Source organism: Paraburkholderia sp. GAS41 (assembly GCF_050436545.1).
Taxonomy (GTDB): Bacteria; Pseudomonadota; Gammaproteobacteria; order Burkholderiales; family Burkholderiaceae; genus Paraburkholderia.
The window spans coordinates 243,329-267,773 of sequence record NZ_JBNDMK010000003.1 but is presented as its reverse complement, the minus strand read 5'-3'; the positions used below and the strand labels follow the sequence as shown (position 1 = coordinate 267,773).

At 61.5% G+C, this 24,445-nt stretch carries 20 protein-coding genes and 1 pseudogene; 14 read left to right on the top strand and 7 right to left on the bottom strand.

What is annotated here, in order from left to right; all coding sequences use genetic code 11:
- Window positions 1–87 precede the first annotated feature (87 nt).
- Window positions 88–786: a FadR/GntR family transcriptional regulator gene (locus P3T43_RS07340; protein WP_429280386.1), complete on the top strand. Its 699-nt coding sequence runs from the start codon at window positions 88–90 to the stop codon at window positions 784–786.
- 381 nt (window positions 787–1,167) lie between these two features.
- A complete protein-coding gene (locus tag P3T43_RS07335) occupies window positions 1,168–1,338 on the top strand; it encodes a hypothetical protein (protein ID WP_429280385.1) in 171 nt (56 codons plus the stop codon).
- Between the two features lie 885 nt (window positions 1,339–2,223).
- Here the strand turns inward: P3T43_RS07335 and P3T43_RS07330 are convergent.
- Together P3T43_RS07330 and P3T43_RS07325 are read right to left on the bottom strand one after the other, a co-directional pair.
- A complete protein-coding gene (locus tag P3T43_RS07330; RefSeq protein ID WP_429280384.1) occupies window positions 2,224–3,537 on the bottom strand; it encodes an MFS transporter in 1,314 nt (437 codons plus the stop codon).
- Window positions 3,538–3,747: 210 nt separating this feature from the next.
- A complete protein-coding gene (locus tag P3T43_RS07325; RefSeq protein ID WP_429280509.1) occupies window positions 3,748–4,437 on the bottom strand; it encodes an SDR family oxidoreductase in 690 nt (229 codons plus the stop codon).
- A gap of 461 nt (window positions 4,438–4,898) precedes the next feature.
- Between P3T43_RS07325 and P3T43_RS07320 the strand changes: the two genes are divergently transcribed.
- On the top strand, window positions 4,899–6,578 hold the full coding sequence (locus tag P3T43_RS07320; RefSeq protein WP_429280383.1) for an ABC-F family ATP-binding cassette domain-containing protein: 1,680 nt from the start codon (window positions 4,899–4,901) through the stop codon (window positions 6,576–6,578).
- 7 nt (window positions 6,579–6,585) lie between these two features.
- Here the strand turns inward: P3T43_RS07320 and P3T43_RS07315 are convergent.
- Window positions 6,586–7,137, bottom strand: a pseudogene (locus P3T43_RS07315) (DMT family transporter); the annotation flags it as partial.
- A gap of 348 nt (window positions 7,138–7,485) precedes the next feature.
- Complete coding sequence (locus P3T43_RS07310; protein WP_429280382.1) at window positions 7,486–8,148, bottom strand: sulfite exporter TauE/SafE family protein; 663 nt, start codon at window positions 8,146–8,148, stop codon at window positions 7,486–7,488.
- Window positions 8,149–8,381: 233 nt separating this feature from the next.
- On the opposite strand from P3T43_RS07310, the gene P3T43_RS07305 reads away from it, so the two are divergent.
- Together P3T43_RS07305 and P3T43_RS07300 are read left to right on the top strand one after the other, a co-directional pair.
- Complete coding sequence (locus tag P3T43_RS07305; protein ID WP_429280381.1) at window positions 8,382–9,098, top strand: transposase; 717 nt, start codon at window positions 8,382–8,384, stop codon at window positions 9,096–9,098.
- Window positions 9,099–9,270: 172 nt separating this feature from the next.
- Window positions 9,271–10,419: a peptidyl-alpha-hydroxyglycine alpha-amidating lyase family protein gene (locus P3T43_RS07300; RefSeq protein ID WP_429280380.1), complete on the top strand. Its 1,149-nt coding sequence runs from the start codon at window positions 9,271–9,273 to the stop codon at window positions 10,417–10,419.
- A 65-nt stretch (window positions 10,420–10,484) separates the two neighbouring features.
- Here the strand turns inward: P3T43_RS07300 and P3T43_RS07295 are convergent, their stop codons facing one another.
- Window positions 10,485–11,342: an oxidoreductase gene (locus P3T43_RS07295; RefSeq protein ID WP_429280379.1), complete on the bottom strand. Its 858-nt coding sequence runs from the start codon at window positions 11,340–11,342 to the stop codon at window positions 10,485–10,487.
- A gap of 119 nt (window positions 11,343–11,461) precedes the next feature.
- On the opposite strand from P3T43_RS07295, the gene P3T43_RS07290 reads away from it, so the two are divergent.
- From P3T43_RS07290 to P3T43_RS07275, 4 genes are all read left to right on the top strand, one after another.
- On the top strand, window positions 11,462–12,433 hold the full coding sequence (locus tag P3T43_RS07290) for a LysR family transcriptional regulator (RefSeq protein WP_429280378.1): 972 nt from the start codon (window positions 11,462–11,464) through the stop codon (window positions 12,431–12,433).
- A gap of 142 nt (window positions 12,434–12,575) precedes the next feature.
- On the top strand, window positions 12,576–13,133 hold the full coding sequence (locus P3T43_RS07285) for a carboxymuconolactone decarboxylase family protein (protein ID WP_429280377.1): 558 nt from the start codon (window positions 12,576–12,578) through the stop codon (window positions 13,131–13,133).
- Between the two features lie 36 nt (window positions 13,134–13,169).
- Window positions 13,170–14,015: a helix-turn-helix domain-containing protein gene (locus tag P3T43_RS07280; protein WP_429280376.1), complete on the top strand. Its 846-nt coding sequence runs from the start codon at window positions 13,170–13,172 to the stop codon at window positions 14,013–14,015.
- 24 nt (window positions 14,016–14,039) lie between these two features.
- A complete protein-coding gene (locus P3T43_RS07275) occupies window positions 14,040–14,666 on the top strand; it encodes a LysE/ArgO family amino acid transporter (RefSeq protein ID WP_429280375.1) in 627 nt (208 codons plus the stop codon).
- Here the strand turns inward: P3T43_RS07275 and P3T43_RS07270 are convergent.
- Entirely contained in the window at window positions 14,653–15,564 is a 912-nt protein-coding gene (locus tag P3T43_RS07270) for a LysR family transcriptional regulator (protein WP_429280374.1), read from the bottom strand. The genes P3T43_RS07275 and P3T43_RS07270 overlap by 14 nt on opposite strands.
- Before the next feature lie 143 nt (window positions 15,565–15,707).
- Between P3T43_RS07270 and P3T43_RS07265 the strand changes: the two genes are divergently transcribed.
- From P3T43_RS07265 to P3T43_RS07250, 4 genes are all read left to right on the top strand, one after another.
- Window positions 15,708–16,976, top strand: coding sequence for an MFS transporter (locus P3T43_RS07265; protein ID WP_429280373.1), 1,269 nt, complete (start codon window positions 15,708–15,710; stop codon window positions 16,974–16,976).
- A gap of 76 nt (window positions 16,977–17,052) precedes the next feature.
- Entirely contained in the window at window positions 17,053–20,244 is a 3,192-nt protein-coding gene (locus P3T43_RS07260) for an efflux RND transporter permease subunit (protein ID WP_429280372.1), read from the top strand.
- Window positions 20,234–21,412 (top strand): efflux RND transporter periplasmic adaptor subunit, encoded by a 1,179-nt coding sequence (locus P3T43_RS07255; RefSeq protein WP_429280371.1) that lies wholly within the window; start codon window positions 20,234–20,236, stop codon window positions 21,410–21,412. Before P3T43_RS07260 ends, P3T43_RS07255 begins: the two co-directional genes overlap by 11 nt.
- On the top strand, window positions 21,405–22,829 hold the full coding sequence (locus P3T43_RS07250) for an efflux transporter outer membrane subunit (RefSeq protein WP_429280370.1): 1,425 nt from the start codon (window positions 21,405–21,407) through the stop codon (window positions 22,827–22,829). The genes P3T43_RS07255 and P3T43_RS07250 overlap by 8 nt, the downstream gene beginning before the upstream one ends.
- Before the next feature lie 36 nt (window positions 22,830–22,865).
- Here the strand turns inward: P3T43_RS07250 and P3T43_RS07245 are convergent, their stop codons facing one another.
- Window positions 22,866–23,765: a LysR family transcriptional regulator gene (locus tag P3T43_RS07245; protein ID WP_429280369.1), complete on the bottom strand. Its 900-nt coding sequence runs from the start codon at window positions 23,763–23,765 to the stop codon at window positions 22,866–22,868.
- Between the two features lie 117 nt (window positions 23,766–23,882).
- Here P3T43_RS07245 and P3T43_RS07240 point away from each other — a divergent pair, with 117 nt between their 5' ends.
- Window positions 23,883–24,437, top strand: a complete 555-nt coding sequence (locus tag P3T43_RS07240; protein WP_429280368.1) for a carboxymuconolactone decarboxylase family protein — start codon at window positions 23,883–23,885, stop codon at window positions 24,435–24,437.
- Window positions 24,438–24,445 lie beyond the last annotated feature (8 nt).

Here is a 24,445-nt window from a genome sequence, read left to right as displayed (position 1 = left end):
GGCCCTTGCTGGGTAAATTGGCCCAACCAATTTAGTCGGGCGAATCATTCTGGCGCTCGGTAGGGCATCCGCTTGCGGGGAGGACATTTGACAAGCACGCAACTCAAGCAGGTTGAGACCAAGCGTCTCTATCAGCACATCGCCGATCAGATCCGTGCACTGATTCAGTCGGGCGGCTTTGCGCCGGGCACGCGTCTGCCGCCTGAGCGCGATCTGGCGCAACAGCTTGGCGTGTCGCGGCCGTCGTTACGCGAAGCGTTGATTGCGCTGGAGATCGCCGGCTCCGTTGAGATTCGCCAAGGCTCCGGGGTCTATGTATGCCGACTGCCGGAACGCTCACCGAAAGCCATCAGCGGATTGGGAGAAAGCCCGTCTGAGTTGATGCAGGCGCGGGCAGTCCTCGAGGGATCAGTGATTGTGCTGGCCGCAGCGCTGATTACCCCCGAACGATTGGCTCGCTTGCGCGAAACGCTCGATGCGATGCGTGCGCAGGTCGAGGCAGGCCATTCTCCGCTCGATCACGATCGTGCATTTCACGTCCGTATCGCCGAGATGAGCGGCAACCTTGTGCTGGTGCGGATGGTGACCGAGCTATTCGATGAGCGGCATAGCCCAATTTCGACGCGTCTTAGCGGCCATGCAGAGTCAAGTCAGACCTGGGCGGCCGCGCTTGCGGAGCACGAGGCGATTTATCGTGCGCTCGAAGAGCACGACCCGCTTGCCGCCCAGTCGGCGATGCGTACTCATTTGAAAGCATCGGAGATACGCTGGATTGAGACGGGGTGATGTCGTCGCGCTGGTTCGAGCTTCCGGTGGCGGTTGTACGCTGCCGAACGTTCCGGCCATTGAAGGCGTCTGGCCGTCGGGCGGGGAGTTCACTTAGAGAGAGTTTCGTGAATATCGCTGCGCTGCCTCCCATTCAGCATTGGCCGCCTATACTTTTCAGAAGCGTCTCGTGCGAGCCAATTCGGTCCCGCATTTCGTTTGAGGAACACATCGCTACCCGCAAGTAGATTGATTGCCGGGAGTTTCCTGAGCGAACTGAGATGATCACCGCACCACATGAGTCTGCCCACGGGCTGGTCAACGCCTGAGCTTACCGTTGTAAGGTGAGGAGGGCGTGGGGCGGGGATCGAGAGTGAGGGGCATTGTGCATATTCCACGTCCATGACCACAGGCTCGGATCTCGATCTGGTTGTCGTAGGCGGTGGCATCTGTCTGAAATACGCCAAAGACGCTGGGCTCAAGACCGTGTTGCTGGAGCGTCGTGAGCGTATCGGCGGCCTGTGGCGCGATCTTCCTGCGTGGCAGTACATTCAGTTTCGCAAGGAAGACTAACTATGCTTTTGCATCTCTGGATGCAAGCCAAACTCAGCGGGCAAATGCAACGTTAGCGTCACGTATCGACTTACCGGACCTGATGGAACCGTTCAGGACGTCGGTTCGTACAACCTATGGCAACGCGCCGCGCCAAAACCAGGCATTGTGCAGTTAGGAGACGCACGCCTGACGGTAGGTCTTGCCAACAACGATCCCGTCGGGAAATACGTGGTATCTGCGACGATAACAGGCCATAACTCAGGCTCGTCGATCACTGTCTCCCTTACGGTCACAGATTGAACTGACAGTCCCGTATTGACCGGACATGGTAGCTCACCAATCAGGCAGATCTCCAATCGCGGCGTCTTCGGATGCCACGTTGTCAACAATCTGGAGGTTCAGGTCGTGCGTCCGAACATGGCCGACGGAAGTCAATTTGAACGCCGAACCGATTACACTTCGCTCGTGACTGGCCGGCAAGGAATTCGATAACGACGGATTTGTACTTTGGCGTCATGCGGCTTTCTACGATTACGCCGCCTAACGATTCGGCGATACGCCGGCTGGGGCGGTTCTCTTCGGCAACCGGATAGCTAGCCTCGAAAAAATAACATCAACGCTCGGTAAGCCAGTAAAGAAGCCGCCGTTCGCGCCGCCTGGTCAGCAATCGTTGATATACGTTCTCGACGACGCGGCGTACGTTCGATTCGACGTTAGCGATGACGGCGTTCAAACGATATTCGTTATTCGATGACGCAGTTGCGAAGCGCCGGATTGTTGACGAGTTTGGCTCTTGCGCCCAGCGCCCCTACGCGACCGAACGCAACCTCGAGCGATGCCCATATGCAACGCGTACCTCAAGCACTTCAAGCGACGACCCGCGCCCCCTTGCAGCGTCACAATCTACGTAGTCTGCTTCGATTCAGGCACCGTGGATGAGTCGAACGCATGGGGATACTCGTGACGAAACCAGTCCTTCACCTGATCGTGATTAAGCGCAAAGAATTCGCGCGAGCGCGGAATCAGGACAAACCCAAAAGCGAGCAGACAAGTAGCGAGGCCGAAGCATGTATAGACCTCGCTCACCGCCCAATGCGTGAGCGCCGCGCCTGCGATCATCGGTCCAAGAATGCCCGCGATCTGCGTGGTCATCATGCTGGCAGCGAGAATGCGCACGCGGAAATTCTGCGGGATGGCCAATGAGCGGTGCGTCGCTCCAACGAGTCCCATCGATGCATTGGCGAATCCCACACACGTGAGCGCCAAAACGAGAACGATGGGCGAATGGGCCCAGCCCGAAGCAGCCAGTGCCAGCCCTTCGCACATAGCGGCCCCCACCCGGACGTTGAATCGACCGAAGCGATTGACGAGTGCATCGGAACCACGAAAGCTTCCGAGTAGTAACCCCAGAGATAAGGCCGTTTCGCAAACACCTAGCCAAAAACCCGACAGCCCGAGCGATTGAACTTTGATGGGGATCAGCATGCCGACCGCGGGGCCCTGAAATATCCAAACGAGGAAGTTGACAAGCGTCCAGCCGCGCTCCAACGGCACGATCCATTTAGCATGCAGTCCGGCGCGCAGGTCTTTCCACCAACCGGCTAATCCGCGCCGGTGTCCGCGATGTTGAGTGTGTGACGGCAGCCGCAAAGTCACGTAAGCAGCAATGCCGAGCAGAATGCCATTGATCCAGAAGGTCGCGGCAATCCCACCCAAGGCCAATGTCGCGCCAGCCAATGCTGGACCTAAGGCGCGGCCAACCGCTTGCGTCGACTTCCGTAAACGAAGCGCTTCGGCCAAACGATTCGCCGGAAGAAGCTCGGTCGAAATGGTGGAGCTGGCTGGATCAACGAAAGCTTTCGCTATGACGGTGACCATGCCTATGCAGATGATGAACGTCAGTCGGTAGTCGGACCGCGAAGCGAGCGAGGCGAGGGTGAAGGCGACGAGCATCAAGGTGCATAGACCCCATGCAATCTGTGGTCGCTTTGCGTAGCGATCCCCGAGTGGCGAAAGCAGCGGCATTGCGAAAATCGTGGTGATGGCGATGCTGACGCTGTAGATCGCCAGGTCATGCGCGCCGCCCCGATGAACGATCCACCAGGGGAGCGTGATATAGCCAACCATTTCCGCCAGGATCCGGGTCAGATCGCTGAGAAGCAAACTGGCAAGCGGGACGCCGATTGAGTTTGTGCGAGCTTTGATTTCCCGAAACACCGTCTTCCCCCGTTGAGTTCGCTGATGCTACAGCTATCCAACGTTTTTCTCGCCTTTTAGATGCATGTCGCCGGAGGCCGACGTTTTCCAGGTCAAATGATCGACGATCTGTGCGAGGACGACGACACGGGCGACTCGAAGGCTGATCATCCGGCAATGATCAGCTTGGGGCGATGCTCTTCGGCAAGCATCACCCACCAACCCCACACCTCAAAACGCCTGCCCCGTCGCCCGGAGAATAATCTCACTGATATCCACGTTCCGAGGCTGCTCAAGTATCCACATCACCGTGCGTGCGACGTCATCTGGTTCCATCATCGCATCGGGCCGTTCCGCCCATAACGGCGTATCCACATGGCCGGGAGAGATATTGGACACCCGCACGCCTGTTCCGACCACCTGTTGCCGCAGACTCTCCGCAAGGCCCGTGACCGCCCATTTCGTTGCGGTGTAGAGGTTGCCTGGATAAACCTTGCGGCCCGCAGTGCTGCCAGTGAACAGAAAGTGTCCACGAACAGCAGTAAGGGCAGGGAGCGTTGCCTTGATGAGGAGCGCGGCACCGAGGACGTTCGTCAATAGCATCTCGCGCCATTTTTCAGGGTCACCGCTGCCGAGATCTCCGCGGGCCGAGAAACCCGCATTGGCAAAAGCCACATCCAGGCCGCCAAAGCGCTCGATGCAGCCGCGTACTGCACGATCGGTTTCGTCCCACGATGAGGCGTCCACGATGCGGCCGTCGACTTGGTCCTGCTGTGTGGTGTCAAACGAGTCGAGCAAAGCCCGAAGTCGTTCCTGACTTCGCCCTGTCACGAAGACACGATGCCCTGCTGCCACCGCGTGCCGGGCAGTCGCGGCGCCAATGCCACTGGTACCGCCGGTAATAAAAATAGTTTTTGACACTTTGATCAAGGCTCTCCAGTCTGAGTGTCGTTCGAAGGAACATAGCGGAGCGTTTCGAAGATCAACAGCCCGCGCCTGTTCACGAGAGAACGAACGTCGGGATTGTGTCATTCGTTGTGGATAGGCAAGAGTCGATCTTTTTTGATGTTGGGTATGAGCCGGATTCAATATCGGGTTTGCACCAGGCGGCGCAGAGGATGGATGAAGGGCTAACGCGGTATCGTCACTGGACGGAAGGGGTCAGAACGCAGTCCCCACAAGGCTCCAGCCGCCGGGTTCACAATAAAGACGCGAAACCAGCAGGTTTTCAGGCGTCACGTTACCCTTCGCAAGTCGTCGCCAATCGAAAACGACGCGATTTACCGGGATAATTTGCGTCGCAAAACGCCCGCGGCTCAGAAAACCGACCGCCCAGCACGTCCGGTCGGCTATCATGCCAATCCTCTCTGAAGTAGCTCCTTATGATTTCCGTCCGTAATCTCACGCTGCGCCGTGGCGTCAATGTCGTACTCGACAGCACCTCCATCACCTTCACTCCCGGCGAAAAGATTGGCCTTGTCGGCCGCAATGGCGCCGGCAAGTCGTCTTTCTTCGGCCTTCTCAACGGCACGCTGCACGAAGATGGCGGTGAGTTCTCGATTCCCGCTGCGTGGAAAATGGGGCAGGTTGCGCAGGAGATGCCGGAGACCGAGCAGAGCGCGACCAATTTCGTCGTCGAGGGTGACACCGTGCTGCTGGCCGCGCAGGCCGAGGTAGCCGCCGCTGAGGCCAGTGACGACGGCATGCGCATGGCGCACGCCTACATGGACCTGCACGACGCTGGTGCACACGATGCCCCCGCACGCGCTCAGGCGCTGATCCTGGGCCTTGGCTTCAGCGATGGGGAGCTTAGCCAGCCGGTCAACAGTTTCTCCGGCGGCTGGCGCATGCGGCTGCAACTGGCGCGCGCGCTGATGTGCCCGTCCGACCTGCTGCTGCTCGACGAGCCGACCAATCACCTGGACCTCGACGCACTGGTCTGGCTGGAAGCCTGGCTCAAGCGCTATCAGGGCACCCTGGTCGTGATCAGCCACGATCGCGAATTCCTCGACGCGGTGACGCAGGTGACGGTGCACGTCGACCACGCCAAGCTCGTGCGTTACGGCGGCAACTACAGCAAGTTCGAAGAGATGCGCGCTGAGCAACTCGTTTTGCAGCAGGCCGCAATGGCCAAGCAGGCGGACAAGATCGCTCACCTGCAGAAATTCATCGACCGGTTCAAGGCCAAGGCCTCGAAGGCCAAGCAGGCACAGAGCCGGGTCAAGGCGCTCGAACGCATGGAGAAGATCGCCCCCGTGCTTGCCGACGCCGAGTTCACCTTCGAGTTCAAGGAGCCGCTCAACGTTCCGAACCCGTTGTTGTCGATGCTGGATGCGAGTTTCGGCTATCCGGCGCCGGCCGACGCACTGCCGGGCACGCCGCCCACGGTCATCGTGCGGGGCATCAACCGCTCCGTGCTGGCCGGGCAGCGCATCGGCATCCTCGGTGCCAACGGCCAGGGCAAGTCCACGCTGGTGAAGACGGTGGCGCATGCCCTGGCGCCGATTGCCGGCGAAATCAGCGAAGGCAAGGGCCTGAACATCGGCTACTTCGCCCAGCAGGAACTCGACGTGCTGCGTCCGCACGACACGCCGATGGAACACATGATCCGCCTCGCCAAGGACACGCCGCCGCACATGCGCGCGCCCGGCCAGAGCGGCACTGAGCAATCGCTTCGCACTTTCCTCGGCACCTTCAACTTCAGCGGCGACATGGTCCATCAGGCGGTCAGCACGATGAGCGGCGGCGAAAAGGCGCGGCTCGTGTTGTGCATGATCGTGTGGCAGCGTCCGAACCTGCTGCTGCTCGACGAGCCGACCAACCACCTCGACCTGGCCACTCGCGAAGCGCTAGCCATGGCGCTCAACGAATTCGAAGGCACGGTGATGCTGGTCAGTCACGACCGGGCCCTGTTGCGCGCCGTCTGCGATGAGTTCTGGCTGGTCACCAAGGGCGGCGTCGAACCCTTCGACGGCGATCTGGACGATTACCAGCAGTTCCTGCGCGACGAGGCCCGTAACCTGCGCGAGCAGGCGGCCGCGGAGCAGAAGGTTAGCGGCTGAGATACCGTCAGGCGTTCTGTTTCTGGCGTTTCCGTGACGGAATGGTCATCGCGGCGACTCCAGCGACGACGCATCCTAGTCCCAGCCAGGCTGACGTCGACATCGATTCGCCGAGAAACACGATGCTTATCGCGACGCCAATGGGAACCCGCAGATAGGCTTGCGCCGTGGTACCAACCGACCCGAGCGTCTGTACAAGCCGAAAGTAAATCACGAACGCTAGCGCGGTCGAAAAGACCGCCAGCGCCGTAAGCGCCATGAGCGACTGCCACGAAGGATGGATAGTCCAGGGGCGGTCGACTACCAGACTGACAGGCACGAGCAGGATCACGCCGACCACGAGCGACCCGGCAGCAGGCGCAATGGGCGGGAGTCCTTTGAAGGACCGTCCGTAGATAGCCGCGGTTGCATAGCAAACCGTCGCCATGACGATCGCCAATGGTGGAACCAGTTGCCGCCCAAGCCCCTGGAATGCGCTGACACCCACCACCAGACATATCCCGGCAAGCCCCGCGATGACACCGAACAATTTGCGTGGGGTGATTTGCTCATGGCGTGTGCTTGAATATGAAGCCCGATGGCGGGGATGTCGATAGGGGCGGCAACGTTTCCGTTGGACAGGAAATCTGTTCGCATGGCGTTTCTCCTTGAATCGGATTGCGGGGGCAGGGCACAACCCAATGCATTTCTCATAGGGCGACGATGTGCCGGCAGGCTGTCCCGAAGGTCTGCACTTCGGTTACCTAAATAGTGTCGCCGGTCACTTAGTCCGGAATTACGGCGAGACTAGCGTCGCTCCTGCCTCCGTCGAACAGGCGCTGCATGACATGCTGCTGTACAGCCGGGTATGGCCGCATTCTTAGAGGTGTTAAGCATCGCCTGCATGTCGCCTGGCTGTGTCCTTCCTTCAATAGAGTAAATGCGCGAAGTATCGTATTGACAGGTTGGCCAGTTCGCCAACGATCACGACGACGAGCAGTCCGACAATCCAGCGACGTGCCTGATCGGAGATGGCCAGTCGTGCACCCAGCAAACCGCCGGCGACGCTGCCGAGCGCCATGACGCCGCCGGTTGTCCAGTCGACGCTCTCATGTCCAGCAAAGATCGCCACTGCAGTGGCAGTAGCGGTCGCGACATTTCTGAGGGCGTTCGCTTCGGGCAGCGCAAAGTCCGCCACCAGGACGAGAACGAGCAACATGTACGTGCCAGCATCGAGCACGATGAAGCCTGTCCAGACACCCACACAGAAAAGCAGAAGCATCACCTTCCAGTCGACCTTCGCGTCGCCCTTGGCGGCCGAGTTCAACAATTTCTTGAGGTTGGTGAGGATGAGAACGAGCGCGACGGTCACGGCAGCCACGATCACGATCCGAAGATCGTGGCCAGGAATCCGTTCGCTTAGCAGCGCCCCCGCTGCCGCACCGAGTGTGATCGGGCCAGCGGTCTCCAGCGTGCGCTTCCATGGAATCGCCCCGCGCCGCGCAAGTCCGACCGTGGCAGCCACGGCGCCTGCGAGAACAGGCAAGCGGTTGGTTGCATTTGATCCGGCACTTTTAAGCGCAAGCGGCATCCAGGTTGAGGTTTCCAGCGGCTGAACATCGCAAAACGTATCGCGGCGCTGCTATTCAGCGTCGACCTAAAAAAATGGCCGCCTGTGATCGCCAAATCAACGAAATGAGGCCATTTAAAAGGCCTTTTCGCGACGAAACCGCACGCACCTCACCGATAGAATTTTGTTGCGCACCTCACGGATCCGATACCTGTCGGATCTCTTTCTCACATCGGATTTCCGGTTACTTCAGCATGACACGGCTTTCACGGCACTACGTCCCAGAACAACCGCAGCACGTTATGTTGCAGGGGCTCACAGGGCCCGCATTCCTGGATGAAGGAGACTATCTGTACTTCCTCGGCTGCCTGGCAGACGCAGCGCGCGTCGCCGATCTGGCAGTCCACGCATGGGTACTGATGCCGGACTCGATACAGTTTCTCGTTACCCCTTCATATGAGTCGAGCGTGGCCATGGCGATGCAGGCGGTCGGCCGTCGCTACGTCGAGACTTTCAACCGCCGGCATGGACGCCGCGGTTCCGTGTGGCGGGGCGGCTACTGCGCAACCGTGATCGAGCCGGATAGGTATTTCCTGTTCGCGAGTCAGGTCATTGATCACGCGCCGGTGCGCAATCGCCTTGTCGCCGAGCCGGGAAGCTACCCGTGGTCGAGTTTCACGCATCACGTCGGGCTGCGCGTCGACAGGTTCATCAAGGACCATCCGCTCTACCGGACGCTCGGCAATACGCCCGTCGAGCGCCATCAGGCCTACCGCGATCTGGGTGCGCAGCCGCTTGACGAACTCGAGGTCAATAACCTGATGCAGTCGACGCTCAAGGGCTGGGTGCTCGGCAGCGCCCAGTATTGCGAATGGGCGGCACAGACAGCGACCCGGCGTTGCATGCCGCTGTTGTTGCGCGATCGGCCGCCCAAGGTTTGCACGACACGAAGCCTCGCACACGTGGACTAATGAAGCAGGAAACAAGTGAGGAAACCTTGCTTGTTTGCTTAGTTCGGTATGCGACGTCAGGCCGAAAGCATTTAAATTAAGTGTTTTCTGCACTACGATTGCCTCTGCACGTCCGGTAAGTTGAATACATCGCGACCGGACGGTACGTGAGATATCACACAGGAGACATCGGATGAGCGAACAATATGGGTCGTTTTGCCCGTGCTGCGGCAGTGCGGAGCATCGGGCGATGAGTCGCCGTACGTTCATGAGCCTTGTCGCCGGCAGTGCCGCTGGACTCGTGATGCCATCCGCTTTCGCCGACGCAGAACCGGTGCCGTCGATTGCTTACGACTCGATTGCCGATCCCGTTCGCTTACCTAAAGACATTTATTTCGGCGAATGCTCCGGTGTCGCACTCAACTCGCAAGGGCACATCTTCGTGCTGTCACGCGGCAACTCGAACGGGCCGGCTTACGGCGCGGCGGCGGCGCAGCTTCTGGAGTTCGCCCCTGACGGACGCTTCATCCGCGAGATAGGACACAACCTGTATGCGTGGTCGTTCGCGCATACCGTCAAGGTAGACCGTCAGGACAACATATGGGTGACGGACAAAGGCTCCGACATGGTGATCAAGTTCACACCCGATGGACGCGTCAACATGGTGTTCGGTCGCAAGCAGGAAGCCGCCGACGAAGAGACCGGTCCGCTCAAGCACCCGAACCCGCCGCTGCCCGCCGAGCCTGGCCGCTTCCGTCAGGTGACGGACGTCGCGTGGGACGTGGCGGGCAACACGTACATCAGCGACGGTTATATCAACTCGCGCGTCGCCAAAGTCGATCGCGACGGCAACTGGATCAAGTCGTGGGGCGAGCGCGGCACCGGGCCGGGGCAATTCCATACGCCGCATAGCATCGCGCTCGATGCGCACGAAAACATCTATGTCGCGGATCGCAGCAACCGGCGCATTCAGGTGTTCGACACCGAAGGCAATTTCCAGCGGCAGTTCACGATCGGCGTTCCGGTGCCGCCGGATGCACGTCCGGCAATCGGCAACATGCCGGACGAAGCGGCAATCGCGGCCGGCACGTTTGCGCCGGGCTCGCCATGGGCCATCTGCATTTCGCCCGGACCGAACCAGGTGCTCTATAGCGCCGATGCCTTTCCGGGCCGTATCTACAAGATGACGCTCGACGGCAAGGTGCTCGGCGTATTGGGTAAATCAGGCAAACAGCCGAAGCAATTCGGCTGGATACATCAGATGGCGTGTCCGTCGGAGAACGTACTGTTCGTCGCCGAACTGCTGAACTGGCGCGTACAGAAGCTGGTTCTGCACGCTTGATCGGATCACAACTACCGTTCAGGCTAGCGGCGGCCCAGGCAAAGCTGAGCCGCCGCATTTGTCATTCAGACCGCGAAGTCGGTCGATGCCGACAGGTCCTTCCACGTGTCCGTTTCCTCCGTTACATAAGCGTTTTTCGCAGCGATGGCAGCTAGCGTGTCGGTGCCAAGGGGAAGTCGCAACGGTGGATTCGCTGCATCGACGAGCGTGATCAGCGCGGCCGCGAGCTTCGTCGGGTCGCCGGGCTGGTTGTGATTCATTTGCATGGCTTTGCGGCGGACTGCGCCCGAGGTTTCGGCATAATCGTCGATCACATCGGGAGCAACGAGCAGCGAGGACGCATCCAGAAAGTCCGTGCGGAAATACCCCGGCTCGACAACAGTCGCGTGGATGCCTAGCGGTTTCAACTCGGCGTGCAACGCTTCCGTAATGCCTTCGACAGCGAACTTCGTCGACGAATACGCGCCAAATCCCGCCGCGGCCCGATAACCGCCAATCGATGAAATATTGATCACGTGGCCAGCGCGGTTTGAGCGCATTGTCGGCAACACGGCACGTGTGACGTTCAGCAGGCCGAATACATTCGTGTCGTACATGCGCCGAACGTCCTTGTCGGCGGACTCTTCCACCGCACCCAGCAAACCGAAGCCTGCGTTGTTGACGAGCACATCGACGCGGCCGAATTTTTCGATCGCCAGCTTCACGGCTTCTTTTGCCTGGTCCTCATTGGTCACGTCCAGCGCGACAGGCAACAACCTCGCCGCCTCGCCGAGGCGCTCGACGATTGCCCGAACGTTGCGTCCGGCGGCCACGACCGCGTTGCCGTCCGCGAGCGCAGCCTCGGCAATCAGCGCGCCAATACCACGCGACGCACCGGTGATGAACCAGACCCGCTTGAAGCCACCTTGTTGAGCGTTAGCCATGATGTCTCTCCTACGTGTGTGATGAAGTGATGTCATGGTAGGCGTGACGATTGACATAAACTAGCCGTATATTAGTGGAGTGATAATCAACGTTTATTTGCGAATCAGGGGCCCCGAAAATGAACGAAATTCGTGCGATCACCACCTTCGTGCGTGCCGCAACGCTCGGGAGTCTGCGGGGCGCAGCGGTCGATCAGGGCATCTCGCCGCAGGCCGCGAGCCATGCGGTGATGCAACTGGAAAAGGAACTGGGCGTGCGGCTCTTTCATCGGACTACCCGCAAGCTGAGCCTGACCGAGGAAGGTCAACGGCTTCTCGACAGCGTGGAGCCGGCGCTTGCCAGTCTGTCGTCTGCGCTCGACGAGGCCCGGCGCTCCAAGGAAGACGTGGCCGGCATGCTGCGCGTGAGCGCGCCGCGCGCATTCGGGCTCGCGGTCCTTTGGCCGTACTTCGAAGAATTCCAGCAGCGCTATCCGAGCGTGCAACTCGAACTGCAATTCGACGACCAATTCACCGATCTCGTGACCGACCGCTCCGACGTGGGATTCCGCGGCGGACCGCCGCCTTCGGGCGGCTCGATCGCGCGTCGGCTGGTACTGATTCAGCTGATCGTGTGCGCATCGCCGGACTATATCGAGCGCAACGGCGCGCCGCGGACCATCGAAGAACTGGCTCAACATCGCTGCACGGGATATCGGCGCGCAAACACGGGCAAGCTCGCGCAGTGGCAGTTCCGGAGCGGGGATGAAATGGTCTACGTCGACTTGCCCGCTGCCATCTGTGTGAACGATACGGAAATGGAAACGCAGGCTGTGCTGTCGGGTCTCGGCGTCGGGCAGTTGGGCAGTTTCAGTGCCGCGACTCATATCAGAAGCGGCAGGCTTGTTCCGTTGCTGACACAACATGTCGTGGAGTACGGCGCGATCTACATCTACTATAAGCATCGAACGGAACAATCGCTGCGCGTGAAGACGTTCATCGACTTCATGGTTGAACGCATGGCGGGTAACCGGAACTTTTTCCTCGATGCGTCCGAGCTTCGCGCCATGCAGCCACCGCAGCAGAAACGTGCAGCGAGGCGGCGCGCATAGTTGCGGCTTCGACGGAAGGCGCGCAGAACACGATTGACGAGCGCGACGATTACATCCGATGTAATTGGCGTGCAGCACCAGCGCCTCTACTCTTTGGCTGTCGCGCCACCAATCCGGTGGCGCTCACCGTCGAGGAAATGCGATGTCTACTTATCCCGTTCACACGATCGAGTCCGCGCCCGCACAATCGAAGCCCGTACTCCAGCAACTGCAACAGGCGTTCGGCCTGATCCCGAACATTGCGGGCGCGATGGCCGCTTCACCGGTGCTGATCAATGGCTTCATCGGCCTGTTCGAGCGCGTGCATGCGAGCAGTCTGACCGAGCCGCAGATCCAGACCTTGCTGCTGACCAACGCGGTCACGAACGCCAGCGAGTGGGCGGTCGCGTTTCACACCGCGCTCGCCTTGCAGCAGGGCGTGCATCCCGCCGATGTCGACGCAATGCGTCACAGCGGCCTGCCTGATGACGCCAGCCTGGCCGCGCTGTCGATGCTGGCGCGTACGCTGATCGAAAAGCGCGGCCGGCTGGCTGAATTGGACCAGAGACGCTTCTTTGAGGCGGGGTTCAGTCCCGAGCAGTTACTCGAAGTCATTGCCGTGGTTGCCGCCTCGACTATCACGAACTACACCGGCAGCGTGACCCAGCCGGCGCTCGAAACGCCGTTCGACGAATTCGCCTGGCAGGTGCCTGCGCCCTGAGTCCGTTATAGTCATCCGTCTTGCTTAGGAAACCCGATGAACGTCACCCGTCCCGATCCGAAAGCTCCGCCTGGCGAACTGGGCGATTTGTTGCGCTATTGGCGAGACGTGCGGGGCGTGAGTCAGCTCGATCTGTCGCTCGAGGCCGGTGTCTCGCAGCGCCAGATCAGCTTCATCGAAAGCGGGCGCAGCGTGCCGGGCCGGCACACCCTCCTGACCCTCGCGCAGACGCTCGACGTGCCGCTGCGCGAGCGCAATGCGCTGCTGCTCGCCGCCGGCTACGCGCCCGTATATTCGGAGGCAGCGTGGAACGCGCAGGAGATGCACGGTGTCATCCGCGCGCTCGAGCGGGTCATTCGCCAGCACGAACCGTTTCCGGCGATCGTGATGGACCGTCACTGGAACGTGCTGATGACCAACGACGCAGCGCCACGCTTTTTCAACCACTTCATCGACATGGCTGCGCGCGAAGGACCGCGCAACATGCTGCATCTGATCTTCGATCCGCAGGGTATGCGTCCGTTCGTGGCCGATTGGGACGGCGTCGCGCGAAGCTTGCTGCAACGGGTGCATCGCGAATCGGTCGGCCACGTGATCGACGGCAACACGCAGCGTCTGCTTGACGAGCTCCTTGCGTATCCCGACGTGCCGAGCGACTGGAAGGCGCATCATGCGCCGACCGCCACACCTACGATGCCCGTCATTCCGATGGGCTTCGTCAGCGAGGGTGGGGTGCTGAGATATTTTTCCATGGTGACGAGCGTCGGGACACCACAAACTGTCGCCGCGCAGGAGCTGCGCCTGGAATGCATGTTCCCCGCCGACGACGAAACGGAAGCACGTCACCTGCAACTATTCGCAGCGCATTCCACGGAACGCTGAGTCCTTCCCGCTATGGAACCCAACTTGTCATCGCCCGTGCCCGTGCTGTTCGGCCAATCGCTACTGATCGGGCTATCGATCGCCGCACCTGTCGGGCAGATTGGCTTGCTGGCCATCCAGCGCACCTTGGACCATGGTCGCCGTGCGGGCCTGGCCACGGGGCTGGGGGCGGCATTCGCCGACGCCGTGTACGGTGCAATCGGCGCGTTTGGCGTCAACGGACTGATTGCCTGGTTGTTGAGCCTGAGGCTGTGGCTGGGCCTGTTCGGCGGCGGGTTCCTGCTATGGCTGGCCTGGCGAATCGCCACCAAGCCGGCGGTGCGCAGCGCGGATGGCCCTTCGCCAACCAGCACGCTACTGCGCTACGTGGCCGGCACCTTCGTGCTGACCCTGTCGAACCCGACCACCATCCTGTCTTTCATGGCGGTGTTCGGCGCGCTGGCAGGCCGCGCGCCGTCGGCGTCGCCCTGGGTGATGGTGGCCGGCGTGCTGGCGGGTTCGGCGTTGTGGTGGTTGATCCTGTCCACCGGTGTGGGCTGGCTGCGCGACCGTTTCGACCAACGCTGGCAACGCGCCGTCAACCTGTGCTCGGCCGCGCTGCTAGCTGGACTGGGTTTGTGGCAGCTTGGCCACCTCATCATCGGTCGGTGAGATCGTGCGAGGTCCGCGTGCGTAGCCGCGGCGTCACGAAGTCGAGGAAAGCACGCAACTTCAACGGCAGGGGCGTTTGTCCTTTTTGCACGAGATTGACGGGCAACGGTGCCGACTCGAAAGCGTTCAGCACGACGCAAAGCGCGTTGTCACGTACTGCCTCTGCCACCTGGTAGGACAGCACACGTGTCAGGCCGACTCCGAGCGTCGCGGCTTCGATCGCTGCCTCCGCCGTATTCACCGCAAGCCGCGATCGAACCGGCACCGACAACTCTGACTTGCCGGACCCGAAAACCCAGGCGCGCAGGGACGCAAGAACTTCGAACGTAATGCACTCATGCCGGGACAGGTCGTGCGGACTGCCCGGCACGCCATGCTTTTCCAGGTAGGCGGGACTGCCACAGATGACCCGGCGCACCGTTCCGACGCGCGTCGCCATCAGCGAGCTATCGGGCAATTCGCCAATCCGGATCGCGACGTCGGCGTGCTCGTCCATCAGGTGCACGACGCGGTCCGTCAACACGAGGTTCACGTCGATCTCCGGATAGTGCGCGAGAAAATCCGCCACCACCGGCACGACATGCAAGCGACCGAACACGACCGGCGCGGTAACCACCAACTCGCCTCTAGGCGCGGCATATTCCCCGGTCGCGGCTCGCTCCGCCTCGCCGATTTCTTCGAGAATGCGCCGGCAGGCCGCCACGTATGAGCTTCCCGCTTCCGTCAACGAGAGCTGGCGCGTAGTGCGATGAAGCAGACGCGTCTTCAGATGCGACTCCAGTTCCCCCACCTTACGGCTGACCGTCGCCAGCGGCATGTCGAGCCGCCGTGCGGCCGCCGACAGGCTGCCCGAGTCGACGACAGCGACGAGGATGGACATGGATTCAAGACGATTCATGGAACCTATCAAATAGTGGAAGGATGATTCTTGATCGTGAGGGATTCTCTTTGTAAATGCAAGCGGGTAACTTTCGCACCTGAATCCTGGATTGCGGCATGGCGCCGTAGACAGCCGACAGATCGAAACCCAAGGAGAACGCCGTGAGCGGCCAGTCCACCACACCCGTTAGTCCCCCTGCGCCCGCGGTAGCCTCGCGCGCCAAGATCGTCATGATGGCGATCATTGCCGGCGCGGTGATCACCAACATCTATTGCACCCAGCCGATCCTGCCGCTGATCAAAGCAGGCTTCGGGGTCGACCTGACGACGGTCGATCTCGTCGCGGCCGCGGCGCTGCTCGGCTTTTCGGCCGGGCTGGCCTTGCTGTTGCCGCTTGGCGACCGCTTCGACCGCCGCAAACTGGTGCTCGGTCAGATCGCTCTCGCGTTCGTCTTTGGCGTCGCCGCGGCGGTCTCACCGAGCATCTGGACGCTGATCGCAGCCTCCTTCGGTCTGGGTATCGTCAGTTGCGTACCCCAGCAACTCGTGCCTTTCGCAGCCGTCATGTCGCATCCGCACCAGCGCGGGCGTTCGGTCGGCACGGTCGTCAGCGGCATCATGGTGGGCATTCTGCTCGGCCGCACGGTGGCCGGCGTAGTCGGCGCGACGTACGGCTGGCGCGCGGTCTACGGGCTGGAAGCGGCATTCATGGTGCCGGTCTTTATTGCCGCGGCAACGCTTCTGCCGCGGGGCGTACCGTCCACGGATCTCTCCTACGGACGCCTGCTCGCTTCGCTCTGGCCATTGGCGCGGGACCATCGTCCTGTTCGTGAATCGATGATGGTGCAAGCCCTGTTGTGGGCCTGTTTCAACGCCTTTTGGGTCAATCTTGCTGCGTTGCTGGCCACCGGGCCGTGGCACCTGGGCAGCGCGTGGGCAGGCGGCTTCGGCATCATCGGTGCAGCCGGCGCGTTTGCGGCTTCACTGGGCGGCCATGTCTCCGACCGGCGCGGTGCCCGCCATGTCGTCGGACTCAGTATCGGCGTCGTCACGCTGGCCTACCTGCTTCTGTCCGGCGCAAGTTCGTCGCTGACCTTGCTCGTGATCGGCGTCATCGTGCTCGATATCGGTGTGCAAGCCGGTCTGGTATCGAACCAGACACGTGCCTTCGCCGTCGATCCGAAAGCGCAAGGCCGCATCAACAGCCTGTATATGACGGCCACGTTCTTCGGCGGCGCCGTCGGTACGGTGGTCAGCGGCTGGTTGATGAGCCGCTTCGGCTGGAACGGCATCGTCGCCTTCGGCATCGTGCTCGGGCTGGTGGCTGCCGGCATCCACTGGATCGCCGCGCCGACCGGCACAAAGACACCGCACACTCCGCATCCCGACGCGCCGATCAAGGCGGGCCGGATCTCTTCCAACCCAGATTGAAACAGGCCGCAAGGAATCTGGCAGCCGGAGGGCACCGTGAGTCGGGTGTCCGCTGGCTTTGAATCGTGGGATTTTTATGATTGGCATCGTGCGCATTGCGCTCAAAAGGCCTTACACGTTCGTTGTGATGGCCATCTTTATTCTTATCGTTGGCTGTCTGTCTGCGCTTCGTGCTCCTACGGATATCTTCCCCAGCATCAACATCCCGGTTGTCAGCGTGGTGTGGCAGTACACGGGACTTTCGCCGGACCAGATGGAAGGGCGCATCATGGCGCCGTTCCAGCGGGTGTTGACCACGACGGTCAACAGCGTCGAACACATTGAAGGTACCTCGCTCAACGGCTATGGCGTCGTGAAGATTTTCTTCCAGCCCGGTACCAACATCGCGACGGCGAATGCGCAGGTCACGTCGATCTCGCAGGAAATCCTGAAACAGTTGCCGCCTGGCGAGACGCCGCCTTTTGTGCTCAATTACAACGCCTCCACGGTGCCTGTCATCCAGCTCGCGCTGTCCGGCAAGGGTCTCTCCGAGCAGAATCTGGCGGACCTGGGCCTGAACCAGTTGCGGCCGATGTTGACGTCGGTAGCCGGCGCAGCCATCCCGTTTCCATTCGGCGGTAAAACGCGGCAGGTTCAGATCAACGTCAAGCCGTCTGAACTCGAGGCTCGCGGCCTGTCTGCCGCGGACGTGCAGGCTGCATTGGCGGCACAGAATCTGATTACACCGGTGGGCACGGAAAAGATCGGCAAGACCGAGTACACGCTGCTGTTGAACGACGCTCCGTCGACGATTGCTGCGATTGCTGACATGCCGGTCAAATCGGCCAACGGCACCACCGTGTATATGCGCGACGTCGCCGATGTGACCGATGGCGCGCCGCCGCAACCGAACATTGTTCACGTGGCAGGAAAGCGCTCAGTTCTGCTTACCGTGTTCAAGAACGGTTCGGCCTCCACCTTGTCCATCATCGCCGGCATCCGCCAGAAGGCGCTCGATGCCAAAGCCTCCTTGCCCGACAACCTGCGGATCGATCCGATCGGCGACCAGTCGATATTCGTTCGTTCTGCCATTACCGGCGTTGCCCGCGAAGGCGTGATTGCCGCGCTGCTCACGAGCGTCATGATCCTGCTGTTTCTGGGTAGCTGGCGCTCGACCGTCATCATCGCAACCTCCATTCCGCTCGCGATTCTCGGGTCGATCTCGATCCTGACGGCGCTCGGAGAGACGCTGAACATCATGACGCTCGGCGGGCTCGCGCTCGCCGTGGGGATTCTCGTCGACGACGCGACGGTGACCATCGAGAACATCAACTGGCACCTGGAGCAAGGCAAGGAAGTCGAGCCCGCGATTCTCGACGGCGCCGCGCAGATCGTCACGCCGGCGTTCGTTTCGCTGCTGTGTATCTGTATCGTGTTCGTGCCGATGTTCTTCCTCGGCGGCGTAGCGGGCTTTCTGTTCGTGCCGATGGCAGAAGCGGTGATCTTCGCGATGATCTCGTCGTTCATCCTGTCGCGCACGCTCGTGCCGACGATGGCCAAGTACATGCTCAAGCCTCACGTACAAGGCGCGGAAGTCGTGCATCAGGTTTCTTCGAACCCGCTGGTGCGGTTTCAACGCGGCTTCGAACGCAGTTTCGAACGGATCCGTTCGAGCTACAGTGGAATCCTTGAGCTGCTGTTGAACCGCCGGCGTGGTTTTGTCGTCGCGTTCTTCGGATTCGTTGTGCTGTCGTTCGCGCTGGTGCCGTTTCTCGGGCGCAACTTCTTCCCGGATGTCGACGCCGGCCAGATTCTGTTGCATGTGCGTGCGCCAGTCGGTACGCGTATCGAGGCGACCGCTGAGATCTTCGCGGATGTGGAAAACCGCGTGCGGGCGACGATTCCGCCCTCTGAACTCGGCACGGTCGTCGACAACATGGGGCTGTCGACCAGTTCCATCAATACGGCTTACAACAACACCGGAACGATCGGCTCGCAGGACGGCGATATTCAGATCGCACTCAACGAGGGCCACCATCCTACCGCCGCCTACGTTCGCAAGTTGCGCGAGGAATTGCCGCGCGAATTCCCGGGCGTCACGTTCTCGTTCCCGCCGGCGGACATCGTCGGTCAGATCCTGAACTTCGGCTCGCCGGCACCGATCGACCTGCAGATTCGCGGCAAGAATCTGCCCGCCGACTTTGCCTACGCCAACCTGATGCTGCGTCAGATCCGCCATGTTCCCGGTGTGGTCGATGCGCGCATCGAGCAGTCGCAGGCCAATCCGCAGCTCAATATCGACGTCGACCGTACCCATGCGCAGCTGCAGGGCATCACCGAACGCGATGTCACCAACAGCCTGGTGGTGCACCTGGCGGGATCGGGTCAGATTGCGCCGACGTACTGGCTCAATCCGGCCAATGGCGTGGAATATCCGATCGTCGTGCAGACGCCGCAATACGGTCTCGATTCGCTGCCGTCCCTGATGAATCTGCCGCTGACCGGCAGCAGTGCGGCCAACGAAGGACAGGTTCTCGGCGGCGTGGCCAGTATCCATCGCACCGCCAGCAACGAGGTGGTCAGCGACTACAACGTCCAGCCGATGGTGGAAATCTTCGCCACCACCCAAGGTCGTGACCTGGGTGCGGTTTCCGCTGATATCAACCGCATCGTTGCGGCCAATGCGAAGGGCGTGCCGAAGGGTGCGAAGGTGGTGCTGCTCGGCCAGGTCCAGACCATGAACAACGCATTCAGCGGCCTGATCTTCGGGTTGCTCGGCGCGGTCGTGCTGATTTACCTGCTGATCGTGATCAACTTCCAGTCGTGGACCGATCCGCTGGTGATTGTTTCTGCTTTACCCGGCGCATTGGCCGGCATCGTGTGGATGCTGTTCGCCACCAACACGACCCTGTCGGTTCCCGCACTCACGGGCGCCATCATGTGTATGGGCGTGGCCACCGCCAATGCCATCCTGGTGGTGAGCTTCTGCCGCGAACGTCTGGCCGAACACGGCGACGCGTTCAAGGCTGCACTCGAGGCGGGTTCGACCCGGTTTCGTCCCGTCCTGATGACGGCGCTCTCGATGATCATCGGCATGGCGCCCATGGCACTGGCACTCGGCGAAGGCGGCGAGCAGAACGCGCCGCTCGGCCGCGCGGTGATTGGCGGATTGCTGTTCGCCACCGCCGCCACGCTGTTCCTCGTGCCTGCCGTCTTTTGCATGTTCCATTCGCGTCAGGGTCGCACCTCGCCCGCACCGATTTCCGGAGATCACTCTCATGTCGTATGAACCTACACCGCGTGCGGCGCTGCCGCAACGCCAGCTTTCGCTTGCAGGCATCATTGGTGGTGCGCTCGCTGTCATCATCGTGGTGGGCGGCATTACCCATCGCCTGAAACACGAGCATCAGCTCGAAGCATGGACTGAAACTCAGGCGGTGCCGTCCGTGAATGTCGTGATACCCGCCAAGGAAGCACCGGGCGGCTCGCTGGATCTGCCCGGCCGGCTGGAGGCCTTCGAGAGCGCGCCGATCTATGCGCGTGTCAGCGGATACCTGAAGTCGTGGCGCGTGGATATCGGCAGCCAGGTCAAGGCAGGCGAGGAACTCGCCGTCATCGACACACCTGAACTCGACCAGCAGTTGAATCAGGCGAAGGCCGACCTGGCCAGCGCGAAAGCCGATGCCGCGCTTGCCAAGACGACGGCCGACCGCTGGCAGGGACTGCTGAGTTCCGATTCCGTGTCGCGCCAGGAAGTCGACGACCGCACGCAGGACTATGTGGCGAAACAGGCCCGCGTGGAAGCGGCTCAGGCAAACGTCGACCGCTTGGCCGCGACCAAGAGTTTCGCGAGAATCGTCGCACCGTTCGACGGGGTGATCACCGCGCGCGACACCGACGTCGGCGCATTGATCAATGCCGGCGGAGGCACCGGGCCGCAGCTGTTTTCCGTATCGAGCGTGGACAAGCTGCGCCTGTACGTCCGGGTGCCGCAAGAAAACTCGCCGCAGATCAAACCCGGTGGCACCGCCACCTTCACCGTCCCCGAGTATCCAGGCAAGAGCTTCACGGCGACGGTCGTGGGTCTGGCCGACTCGGTCAACGCGGCGTCGGGAACCACGCTCGTGCAGTTGCTGGTCGACAATCCTGGTCATCTGCTGCTGCCCGGCGGCTTCGTGAATCTGCACTTTGCGTTGCCGGCGCGCGCCGGTGCGTTGCGCGTGCCCGCCAGCGCGCTGATCTTCGACAACCAGGGCCTGCGTCTCGCGACGGTCGACGAGCATAACGCGGTGCGTTTCAAGTCCGTGGCGATTCTGCAGGATCTGGGCAACGCGGTTGATATCGGCTCAGGACTGGCTGCCACTGACCGCGTGATCGACACGCCGCCCGACGGTCTGGTCGACGGCGATCATGTCCAGGTGAGCAACCCCGCGGCCAAGGTGACGAGCCATGGCTAACTATCGGACCCTGGCGTCAGTCGCGAGTGCCGCGCTGCTCGCCGCGTGCTCGCTCGCGCCGCACTATCAGGTGCCGGATGTACCCGTCGCCGCGCAGTATCAGTCTCAAGGACCGTGGACCACGGCCAGTCCGGCTGACCAGCTCGACCGCGCCGGCTGGTGGAAACTTTACCAGGAGCCCGAACTCGACGACCTCGAGCAACGCCTGATCGCGAGTAACCCCGACCTGCGCGCCGCGTATTTCCACTACGTGCAGGCTGACGAATACATCAAGCAGGTCAAATCGGAGCTGTATCCACAGGTATCCACCGCCGGCAATATCCAGCGTGACCGCGAGTCGGACACGAGGCCGTTGCGCAGCCCCACTGGACCGACCGACTACAACTCGGCCACGCTGGGCGTCCAGGTCGACTACGAAGTCGATCTGTGGGGGCGCGTGCGCGATTCCGTTGCGGCAAGCCGGGATGAGGGCGAGGCATCGAAAGCCGATCTGGCGTCGACGCAGTTGAGCCTCGAAATCGAGCTGGCGCGAAGCTACATCGACCTGCGCGGCCTCGATCAGCAGATCCAGTTGATCGAGGGAACGGACGCGGCGTATCAGAAGGCACTCGATCTGACCAGTAGCCGGCATGCCGCGGGGATCGTGTCCGGTCTGGACGTGGCGCGTGCGACCACCCAGTTGTCGTCGGCGGAGTCGGACCTCACCCAGGTCAGAGCCAGGCGAGCGCTACTGGAACACGCGATTGCCGTGCTGGTTGGCGCGTCGCCGTCGGACTTCCGGATTGCGGCGAGCACCCAGCCCATCCCATTGCCCGTCATTCCCGTTGGCGTGCCATCGGCGTTGCTGCAACGGCGGCCGGATATCGCCGCAGCCGAGCGCCGCGTAGCGGAGGCAAACAAGCGAATCGGCGTGGCACGTGCCGCGTACTTCCCGTCACTGACGCTCAGTGCGGCGGGCGGCGCGCAAAGCTCGGTGCTCGCGGATCTGCTCAGCGCGCCCAGTTCCTTCTGGACGATCGGACCCACGCTTGGGGTGTACCTGCTGGACGGCGGTAAGCGGCGGGCCCAGCTCAACTCCGCGAAAGCGGCAACCTCGGAGGAGGGCGACCGCTACCGAAGCGTGGTATTGGCCTCATTCAGGCAGGTGGAAGACGACCTCACCTTGCTCGACGATCTGGGTACCGCAACGAATCAGCAGCAAGACGCGGCCACGGCAGCGGATACGTCGGTTAACCTGTCGCTCTCGCGTTATCGGCGCGGCGCGGTCAGCTATCTCGACGTGGTGGAGGCGCAGTCCGCCGCGCTTCAATCGGAACGCAGCGTTATTGCGCTTCGAACGCAGCAGCTGGATGCGAATGTCGACCTGATTCGCGCGGTGGGTGGCGGCTGGACTAAAGATGACCTGGCAAGCCGCTGACGCACGCGGTCAATCAGTTATCCGTAACGATTCCGATCAGGCGGTGGAGATGCGAGCCTTGAGGCGTGGTGACATGAAGTCCAGAAAGGCTCGCAACTTGAGCGGCAGCGGCGCTTGCCCGGCATGAACGAGATGGATCGGCAAAGGCGCCAACTCGAATGGCTCCAGTACGATTTGCAGGCGGCCTTCGCGTACGGCGTCGACCACGTGATAGGACAGAAGGCGAGTGAGCCCCGCGCCGAGCATGGCGGCATTCATGGCCGAATCCGCAGTGTTCGTCACCAGCCGCGAGTGGATCGGCACGGTCTGTTGCGATTTCCCGTCGGAGAAGGTCCATGCCCGCGACGAGGTGAGTCCATTGAAGCTGATGCAGGCATGGTTGGCGAGTTCAGCGGGCGTTCCGGGGGTGCCGTGAGCGGCCAGATAAGCGGGGCTTGCGCACACGATAGAACGCGTTTCGCCGACGCGTATGGCAACGAGTGCGCTGTCCGGCAATTCACCGATGCGTACCGCGACGTCGACATGTTCCTCGAGAAAATGGACGTTGCGATCGATCAGAAAGAGGCGCGCGGTAATGTCGGGATAATGCTCGAGGAAAGATGCCATGACGGGGACGATATGCAAGCGCCCGAGGACCACGGGTGCCGTGGCCACCAGATAGCCTTTCGGGACCGCGTATTCGCCGGTTGCGGCCCGCTCGACTTCCTCGATTTCCTCGAGGAGGCGCCGGCAGGATGCGACATAGGATTCGCCCGCCTCGGTCAGCGAAAGCTGGCGCGTGGTGCGTTGGAGCAGGCGGGTCTTCAGATGTGCTTCGAGTTCGCTGACCTTGCGGCTGACGGTTGCCAGCGGGATGGCGAGCTGCCGGGACGCCGCCGAGAGACTGCCTGCGTCGACGACTGCGATCAGCAGGGACATCGCTTCGAGACGGTCCATGATCCTCTCGGCAACAGCAGGAAAGATGTTCGATGTTAACGGATTCTCTCCCGCTGCGGGAGGGGATCGTATGTGCCTCAATTGCACCCGTGCAACTCATTCTCCAAGGGGAGACTCATGACCCGTATTGCTACCCCAGCCACCGTCGCGGAAGCCCCGGCCGCATCTCAACCGCTGCTCGAAATGGTCAACCGGCAACTGGGTGCCGTGCCCAACCAGTTCCGCATGGTGGGCAACAGCCCGGCGGCCCTGGAGGGTTATCTGAATCTGAAGAGCGCACTGGACAAGGGCGAGCTCTCGGCGCAGATGCGTGAGCGCATCGCGCTCGCCGTTGCCGAAGTGAACGGCTGCGACTACAGCTTGTCCGCTCACATTTATTTCGCAAGAAACGTCGCGAAGCTCGACGATACTGAAATCACCGCGAACCGGAACGGCGGCTCCAACGATCCGACGGCCGCCGCCGGCGTGCTGTTTGCAAAGAAGGTCGCCGAAGCGCGCGGTCGCGTATCGGACGCCGATCTCAGCGCGGTCAAGGCAGCGGGCTATAGCGAAGCGGCGGTGGTCGAGATCGTGTTGAATGTGGCGTTTAATGTGTGGACGAACTATATCAATGCGGTGGCCTCGACCGTGATCGACTTTCCTGTCGTCCACACCAAGAAGGCTAGCCTGTAGGGCGGAAT

What these genes read in the sequence shown, in the direction of transcription:
- P3T43_RS07335 (WP_429280385.1), top strand. Translation starts at nt 1,168, where the DNA reads ATGACCACAGGCTCGGATCTCGATCTGGTTGTCGTAGGCGGTGGCATC.
- P3T43_RS07320 (WP_429280383.1), top strand. Translation starts at nt 4,899, where the DNA reads ATGATTTCCGTCCGTAATCTCACGCTGCGCCGTGGCGTCAATGTCGTA.
- P3T43_RS07310 (WP_429280382.1), bottom strand. Translation starts at nt 8,148, where the DNA reads ATGCCGCTTGCGCTTAAAAGTGCCGGATCAAATGCAACCAACCGCTTG.
- P3T43_RS07305 (WP_429280381.1), top strand. Translation starts at nt 8,382, where the DNA reads ATGACACGGCTTTCACGGCACTACGTCCCAGAACAACCGCAGCACGTT.
- P3T43_RS07300 (WP_429280380.1), top strand. Translation starts at nt 9,271, where the DNA reads ATGAGCGAACAATATGGGTCGTTTTGCCCGTGCTGCGGCAGTGCGGAG.
- P3T43_RS07295 (WP_429280379.1), bottom strand. Translation starts at nt 11,342, where the DNA reads ATGGCTAACGCTCAACAAGGTGGCTTCAAGCGGGTCTGGTTCATCACC.
- P3T43_RS07290 (WP_429280378.1), top strand. Translation starts at nt 11,462, where the DNA reads ATGAACGAAATTCGTGCGATCACCACCTTCGTGCGTGCCGCAACGCTC.
- P3T43_RS07285 (WP_429280377.1), top strand. Translation starts at nt 12,576, where the DNA reads ATGTCTACTTATCCCGTTCACACGATCGAGTCCGCGCCCGCACAATCG.
- P3T43_RS07280 (WP_429280376.1), top strand. Translation starts at nt 13,170, where the DNA reads ATGAACGTCACCCGTCCCGATCCGAAAGCTCCGCCTGGCGAACTGGGC.
- P3T43_RS07270 (WP_429280374.1), bottom strand. Translation starts at nt 15,564, where the DNA reads ATGAATCGTCTTGAATCCATGTCCATCCTCGTCGCTGTCGTCGACTCG.
- P3T43_RS07260 (WP_429280372.1), top strand. Translation starts at nt 17,053, where the DNA reads ATGATTGGCATCGTGCGCATTGCGCTCAAAAGGCCTTACACGTTCGTT.
- P3T43_RS07255 (WP_429280371.1), top strand. Translation starts at nt 20,234, where the DNA reads ATGTCGTATGAACCTACACCGCGTGCGGCGCTGCCGCAACGCCAGCTT.
- P3T43_RS07250 (WP_429280370.1), top strand. Translation starts at nt 21,405, where the DNA reads ATGGCTAACTATCGGACCCTGGCGTCAGTCGCGAGTGCCGCGCTGCTC.
- P3T43_RS07245 (WP_429280369.1), bottom strand. Translation starts at nt 23,765, where the DNA reads ATGGACCGTCTCGAAGCGATGTCCCTGCTGATCGCAGTCGTCGACGCA.
- P3T43_RS07240 (WP_429280368.1), top strand. Translation starts at nt 23,883, where the DNA reads ATGACCCGTATTGCTACCCCAGCCACCGTCGCGGAAGCCCCGGCCGCA.